This is a genomic window from Paraburkholderia ultramafica, assembly GCF_902859915.1.
Classification (GTDB): domain Bacteria; phylum Pseudomonadota; class Gammaproteobacteria; order Burkholderiales; family Burkholderiaceae; genus Paraburkholderia; species Paraburkholderia ultramafica.
The window spans coordinates 1-7,111 of the sequence record NZ_CADIKK010000088.1; the positions used below are offsets into that span (position 1 = coordinate 1).

Consider the following 7,111-nt stretch of genomic DNA (forward strand, 5'->3'; position numbering starts at 1 on the left):
CCCGGCCCCAGTAGTGCGACGACCCACACGCTTCCATACCGACCACGCACGGTTCAAGCGTCGCGAAATACCGGAGTACATCCGCGCGTCTGAGCTGTTTGCGCACAACAATGTGGCCTTGCGAATCCACTGCGTGAACCTGCAGCACGCTCTTGGCCAGATCCAGTCCAACAGTCGCTATCTTCATGATGATCTATATGAACGCGTCCCATTTGCAACAGTTATCGCATGTTCTGACTGACAGGATGGGCTGCATCTCTATATCCGGGCTTGTTGCTGCGAGTACGGCCGCTGCGGCCCCCTATGAAATCCGCTGACCCGCACCTCATTCGCTCCACGAGCTCGAAGCTCTTTTCATCATTCAGGTTTAGCGGGTCCCGGTCCTACCTGGCTTGTCATCACACTCGATTGCTGCGCAACCTTTCGACGTTCACCCTGTGTTAAACGTTAATCTTCGACGTCACGTAAGCCACTTACGCGGGCTTCACACTCGCGAAACGTTTCTGGTACGGCCTGTCGTGTGCGAGTACGGCCCAGATCGTCCGCGCCATCTTGTTGGCCAGCGCAACGATCACGACATTCTTGGGCCTTCGCCTGAGCATTTCCTCGACCCACGGGCCGGGCTCCTTCGCATTCTCTATCACCGATCTCGCACCATGGATCAGCAGCGTGCGGAGATACGAGTCGCCGCGCTTTGATATACCGTGCAGGTTCACCTTGCCGCCGGAGCCGGTCTGCTTCGGCACGATGCCGATGCACGCAGCAAATTCGCGTCCGGATCTGAATGCCTTCGGGTCACCCATCATCGCCACTGACGCCGTTGCCGTGAGTAGGCCCACGCCGGGAATTTCACTGATATTCCTGACGGACTTGTCTTCCTTCTTCCACTCGCGCATCCGGCGCTCGATGCTGGCAACCTGCTCGTCGAGCTTCGCCAGTCCATTCCACTGTTCGCGCAGTGTATCGATCACTACCACAGGTAGGCGCTCTGAAACACGCCCGAACACCTCCGGAATCGCCTTGTCCAAGGCGGCACGGCTCTTGCCCATTACTTCGCCGTATTCCGTCAACAGCCCACGCAGATTGTTGATCTGCATCGTGCGAAACTTGATGAGCTGCTGTCGCATCCGGTGCAGTGCCAGCATTGCCTGCTGCGCCTCTGTCTTCACCGCCACACCCTTGCTAGGCTGCTGCACGGCCCGCCAGATTGCCTGCGCATCTGCCGCGTCGTTCTTGTTACGTATGTTGAACGCCTTGACGAATTCTGCCGGCATCAGTTGCACCTCGTGGCCCATCTTGACAAGCTGTCGGGCCCAGTGGTGCGCTACACCGCATGGCCCAGTGGTGCGCTTGTAGTGGTCAAGTTATTTCGGACAGGCAGATAGGTTCTTTCACTGTCGGTTTCGCCTCGTAGGCAGCGGGCGACAGATAGCCCAAAGTCGAGTGCAGGCGTACGGCATTGTAGAAACCGACAATGTACTGGTTGATGTCGCGCCGTGCCTCGTCGTGGTTGGCGTACTGACGCTGCCACACGCGCTCCATCTTCAGGTTCAGGAAGAACCGCTCCATCACCGAGTTGTCCCAGCAATTTCCCTTGCGGCTCATGCTGCAAACCACGTGATGCTGCTTGAGCAAGGCCTGATATTCATCGCTCGCGTACTGGCTGCCCCGGTCCGAATGCAGGACCAGTCCGGGCGCTGGCCGGCGCTGCTGCAGCGCCATGGTCAGCGCCGCTATGACCAGTCCGGCTGGCATGGTGGGCGCCATGGACCAGCCAACCACCTTGCGTGAGTACAGGTCCAGCACGACCGCCAAATACAGCCAGCCCTGCGCCGTGCGGATATACGTGATGTCCGAAACCCACGCGCGATTGGGCTCGGCCGCGTCAAACTGCCGGTCAAGCACGTTCTCTGCCACAGGTAGCGTATGTCTGCTGTCAGTCGTCGAGACGAACTTGCGCTTCCAGCTCGTGCGCAGGCCCGCTTCGCGCATCAGCGTACGCACCCGGTGGCGCCCAATACGCAGCCCTTGCTCCCGCAGCGCATGCATCACACGCCGGCTGCCGTAGCTCGCACCGCTGGCGGCAAATGCTGCCTTGACGTGGGTCTGTTCCTGCAGGCTCTTTGCGCTCGGCCTGGCACGCCGGTGCGCATAGTAGCCCGAGCGGCTCACCTGCAAAACCCGACAGGCGTCACTGACCGATATGGCCTCCTGTTGCAAGTGAGTTACCACGCGATAACTCACTTCAGTTCCCGTGCAAAGAAGGCCGACGCTTTTTTTAACAGCGCGTTGTCCTCGCGCAGCTGTCGGTTCTCCGCCTCAAGTTGCCGGATGCGCTGCTGTTCCGCCGTCAGCGGCTTGCCCTCACCAGGGCCGCCAGCACGCTCCGCGTCATATTGAGCCACCCAGCGCCGCACGGCTGTCTCAACAAGGTCCATCGACCGGCACACTTCACCCACGGATAGACCCTGGTCACGTACCATTCGTACCACTTCCAGCTTGAAGCTGGCGTCAAATTGTCGGCGCCTTCTTGTCATCTTGCTCTTTTTCCTCGTCGAATCAGGATTGTCCTCCTATCGACTTGTCCGAGGAAATTAGACCACTACAGCTCCACCGCATGCTTCCATCCCGATCAGGCACGGTGCACGGTTCACGAAGAACTCAAGGAACTTCGCGCGCTTGATCGGCTTGTTCACGATCTCTCCGGTAGCGTGATCGATGTAATGCACCTGGAACACGTTTTTTGCGATGTCTATGCCCACTGCCGTACGATTCATGCTGGACTCTCGGGTTTAGCTGTGAAGGCATCAATGATCCTCCATTTTTGCCATGCGCATGCTATTGGCACAACGATGTGCGATCTTGCGTTGCTTACTCATTCATGGGGTGGGACGCGTTCATTTCAATTCGCTCCTTTGCCGTGGGCATCACGACCTGTCCACTTTGGCATGAATTTCCCGCCGTCTAGCGGGAGTCGTCCATCACATCAGAGCCCTCGCATCCACGGCGGTCGGATTGGCCCGCACAATCGCCGTGCCACGGGCCTTCGTCTTCGCGACCGGCGCAAGCCGGTTGAGTTAGTCGAAACATAGCGCCACTTGAACGTCTCTTCCGAATGAGGTCCTGCTGTTAAGTCCCGAAGACCGATGAAATTGATGCGTTGCTTGCGACAGCGAACGTTCCGCTCCTTGCTGCCGCGTTGCCACGTTGCTGTTGCGCTAAATCAGGTAATCCGCACGCAGCGGCTCCATCAGCTTGGGGTTATCGGAATAGTCGACCGGAATGGCGACAACCGCAGGACCTTCCACCTCCATCGCCTGACGCAACGTCAAACGCGGTTCGTCTGCGGATCTGACCGCAAACCCGGCTGCACCGAACGACTCCGCGTAGGCCTTGAAATTGATCGGTCCGAACTCGACGCCCGAACGACGGCTGTACTTCTTCATTTCCTGGATCTCAACCATGTTGTACATGTTGTCGACCCAGATAACGTGAACGATGTTCGACTTGAGCCGTACTGCTGTCTCCAGTTCCATACTAGACTGCATGAAGCTGCCGTCGCCGGAAACAGAAATGATCTTCTCGCCAGGGCGCACCAGCGAAGCGGCAATCGCCCACGGAAGCGCCACGCCCATTGTCTGCTGGCCATTCGTGATCAGCAACTGCCGCGCGCGAAAGCTGTGAAGATAGCGCGCGATCCAGATGTGGAAGCTGCCCATGTCGACACACATCGTCGTGTGAGCGTCGACAATGTCCTGCAACTCCTTGACGATCCGCAGCGGATGAACCGGACAGCCGCCGAGGTCCGCGGATTTTCTTGTCAGGGTGACACGTGCCTGTGCGAGCGTCGCCAGGATGGCGTTCGCCTCCGGCGACGCATTTAGGGTGTCGAGTTCAGCGGCAAGCAGCTCCAACGTTGCGGCGATGTCGCCGACGAGTTCGACTGCGGGCCGATAGTGCCGGTCGGCATCGGCGGGCAGTACATCGATATGGACGAGCGGTCGCCGCACGTTCCTGTTCCACAATGGCGGGTCGTACTCCACAGGGCTATAGCCCACCGTCACGACCACGTCCGCCTGATCGATCAGGCGATCGCCCGGCTGATTGTTCCAGAGTCCGACGCGGCCTGCGAAGCGCGTGAATTGCGCGGCGTCGATCGCGCCCGCGGCCTGATAGGTGCCGGCCACCGCCACGCCCGTCTGCGCGACGAATTTGCGAACCGCCCCGGCATTCTCCGGACGGCTGGCCAGCAGTCCGAGCAGCAGCACCGGACTGTGCGCTTCCTTCAGCAGCTCCGCTACCGTACGAATGTCGTCGGCGGGTGCGGGCCCCATTGCCGGCGCGGGAAGGTTGGTGAACACGTCGCCTTTTGCCGGCGCATTCACGATATCCATGGGCAGGCTGACAAACGCGGCGCCTGGCCGCGGACGCTCTGCGACGCGAAATGCATTGCTCATCACCTCCGAAATCGACGAAGACGCGACGACCTCAGCACTGTATTTGGTAATTGGCTTGAAGAGGCTCACAGTGTCCATCGTCTGATGCACCTGTTTCAGACGGTCATCCAGTTTCACGGCGCCGCCAATCGCCACCATCGCATCGCCTTCCGAATTGGCCGTCGCAAGGCCGGTGGCGAGATTGGAACAGCCGGGGCCGGACGTGACCAGCGCAACGCCCGCCTTGCCTGTCAGTCGACCGACGGCCGCCGCCATGAACGCCGCATTCGCTTCGTGCCGCACAACGACCGTTTCGATCGTCGAATCAACCAGCGAGTCGAAGACGCGGTCAATCTTCGCCCCCGGGATACCGAACACATGTTTGACGCCTTGAGCTTCGAGATTGCGGACTACCAGGTCCGCGCCACAATCCCAGACCGTGTCGACGTCGTTTGCATTCTTCAACATATTTCACTCCGCCAGATATCTGTCATTCAATTGCCGGGATTTACACCGGCCTGCCGATTCATCAGCCCTCTGCCGCCTCAATGGCCGCATTCATCTCTTCCGAATGCAAGGTTGCCTGCTGGAAGCTCTCCGTATGCGGCAGATCGATCCGCAACTTCGAGATCTTTGCCAGTTCGAGCTTGCCCTCCAGCAGCCGGTAGTCGAGCACATGGCCACCGCCCTTCCGGTCATCGGTGATGTAATGAACGTGGAAGCCGGCTACGTTGATGCCCTGCACGTACGGCGGACACCGGAAACCCACCAGCGTCCCCGACGAGTTCTCGAACGTGAAGACCGGCTGGTTTTCGATTGCCTGCAGCATCGGCCGATAGGGCTTGGTCTGGCGTGGCACGGTGCGTGTCTCGACGCGTTCAAAGCGGCCGTCGATACGGAATGCACAAAAGAGATTGGGCGAGCCCACCATTCTGTCGATCAGGTCCTGCACGTCGATCTTTTCCAGCGTGGTCGTTAACTGGCCGCTGATGGTTGGGCGGAAGTGCGTCATCACGGCGAATGGTGTCTTCTGGTCCATCGCGGCGACACGCGCGCTACCGTCTTCGCGCAACTGGTGCACTTCACTATCGAAGGCGACCAGTTCACCGTCAAGGTCATTGAACGTTCCGAGACCGAAGTCGCCGTGCTCGAGCAACTCTGCGATCGTCATGTTTCCGTCGTACACGCCATCGATGAGTGCGCTCATCAAAGACGTTTGATAAATCTCGCTTTGCGGTTGATCTATATTTAGGTTTACAAATGATTTTGCAATCTCTTGCACGCAAGAGCACACGCCTGTATTTTTCATAATCTCGCTTCCTGCAATGATGTTGCTACATCGACAGTATGTTTCCCCGCAGCGTAACCGTCTAATATAGAAAACAGTCCTCTTCAAGACGAGATCGATATGGAGTTTCGCCACCTCAAGTACTTTGTGGTCGTTGCCGAGGAACGGCATTTCACGCGTGCCGCAGAGCGTCTCGGGATGGCGCAGCCGCCCCTTAGTCAACAGATACGCAAGCTCGAGCATGAAATAGGTGCACAGCTTTTTCGCCGGCTGACGCGTGGCGTTGAATTGACCGATGCGGGCCGGGTTCTCTATGAAGACGCGCGGCGTATCGTGAATGAGGTCGAGCTTGCGAAAAGCCGGGCGCAGGGCGCAGCGCGCGGGCAGACCGGCAGCATTCGCGTCGGCTTCGCGAGTTCCGTGGTTTTTCATCCTGTCATTGCGGATATCGTGCGTGCGTATCGCGAGTCGCATCCCGCAGTGAGACTATCGCCGTCGGAGAGCAACGTGGAGGCATTGATCGACGATCTGATGGCAGGACGAATCGATCTCGCCATCATTCGGCAGACATCGCAGGAGTCGGACCGCCTAAAGACCGAGGCGCTGCTCGATGAGGACATGCTGATCGTGCTGCCGCCTCAACATCCGATGGCAGCGTCCCCGTGCATCGACCTACGTTCGATCGCGCACGAAACGCTCATCATGTTTCCCCGTGCCATTGCACCGGCTCTTTACGACGAGGTGATCTCGGCGTGTCAGCGTGCTGGATTTACTCCTCTACTCGGGCAGGAGTCCACCCAGGTTGCGTCAGCCGTCAGCATGGTTGCCGCAGGCTTTGGCGTCTCCGTCGTGCCGAACTCCATTCGCCAGGTCCACGCGGGTGTGAGCTACCACGCGATAGAAGGAACCCGGCCGAAGGCGCAAATCGTGCTCGCCTATCGGTCGGGCGAGTTCTCCCGCGTGGTGCGCAATTTCGTCGGATTGGCCAAGCGGCTGGTCCAGGAGCGCAGTGCCGTCGACGCGGCGTGAGATGCGCGCATTCTCACAAGGTTGCCAAACGCGGAAAATGCGCCACGATGCTGGGGCAACTCAGGCCTCCGCCCCATCACAAACGTTTCTTTCGGGTAGCTGAAATTCGCCTGCCCCTCTCCCACGGCCATTTCGTCAGAATGGCTTTCACGACTGCTTCGGTGTTGCTCCGCGCGCCAATACCAGGCTCCGGCCATTCTGAAGTATCAAACGGGAGTCGCTTCTATTTGACGGCGTACATATACTTGCGCGACCACGGCAAGGTTTTCGCGCTGCGGCCGGCTTTGCGGCACACCACCTGGTAGATCGACACGTCGTCCGCTTCGAACGCGTACGCGCAGCCGGCGAGATACACGCG

Annotated in this window: 4 protein-coding genes and 4 pseudogenes; 1 reads left to right on the forward strand and 7 read right to left on the reverse strand. The window is 59.1% G+C overall.

The features are described 5' to 3' along the window. From HV744_RS36960 to budA, 6 genes and pseudogenes are all read right to left on the reverse strand, one after another. A pseudogene (locus HV744_RS36960) lies at positions 1-187 on the reverse strand (IS110 family transposase); the annotation flags it as partial. 286 nt (positions 188-473) lie between these two features. Then, a pseudogene (locus HV744_RS35790) lies at positions 474-1,334 on the reverse strand (IS110 family RNA-guided transposase); the annotation flags it as partial. 25 nt (positions 1,335-1,359) lie between these two features. Next, positions 1,360-2,537, reverse strand: a protein-coding gene (locus HV744_RS35795) for an IS3 family transposase (protein WP_217469213.1) whose coding sequence is annotated in 2 segments (ribosomal slippage) — positions 1,360-2,270 and positions 2,270-2,537 — 1,179 coding nt in all. Because the reading frame shifts where the segments join, the coding sequence is not laid out codon by codon here. Between the two features lie 69 nt (positions 2,538-2,606). Further along, a pseudogene (locus HV744_RS35800) lies at positions 2,607-2,777 on the reverse strand (IS110 family transposase); the annotation flags it as partial. Between the two features lie 441 nt (positions 2,778-3,218). Continuing rightward, positions 3,219-4,904 (reverse strand): acetolactate synthase AlsS, encoded by a 1,686-nt coding sequence (gene alsS, locus HV744_RS35805; RefSeq protein WP_175153973.1) that lies wholly within the window; start codon positions 4,902-4,904, stop codon positions 3,219-3,221. Positions 4,905-4,965: 61 nt separating this feature from the next. Further along, entirely contained in the window at positions 4,966-5,895 is a 930-nt protein-coding gene (gene budA / locus HV744_RS35810) for an acetolactate decarboxylase (protein ID WP_343056499.1), read from the reverse strand. On the opposite strand from budA, the gene HV744_RS35815 reads away from it, so the two are divergent. Then, a complete protein-coding gene (locus HV744_RS35815) occupies positions 5,845-6,753 on the forward strand; it encodes a LysR family transcriptional regulator (RefSeq protein ID WP_175153974.1) in 909 nt (302 codons plus the stop codon). The genes budA and HV744_RS35815 overlap by 51 nt on opposite strands. 223 nt (positions 6,754-6,976) lie before the next feature. On the opposite strand, the pseudogene HV744_RS35820 reads toward HV744_RS35815, so the two are convergent. Then, positions 6,977-7,111 (reverse strand): annotated as a pseudogene (locus HV744_RS35820) (SAM-dependent methyltransferase); the annotation flags it as partial.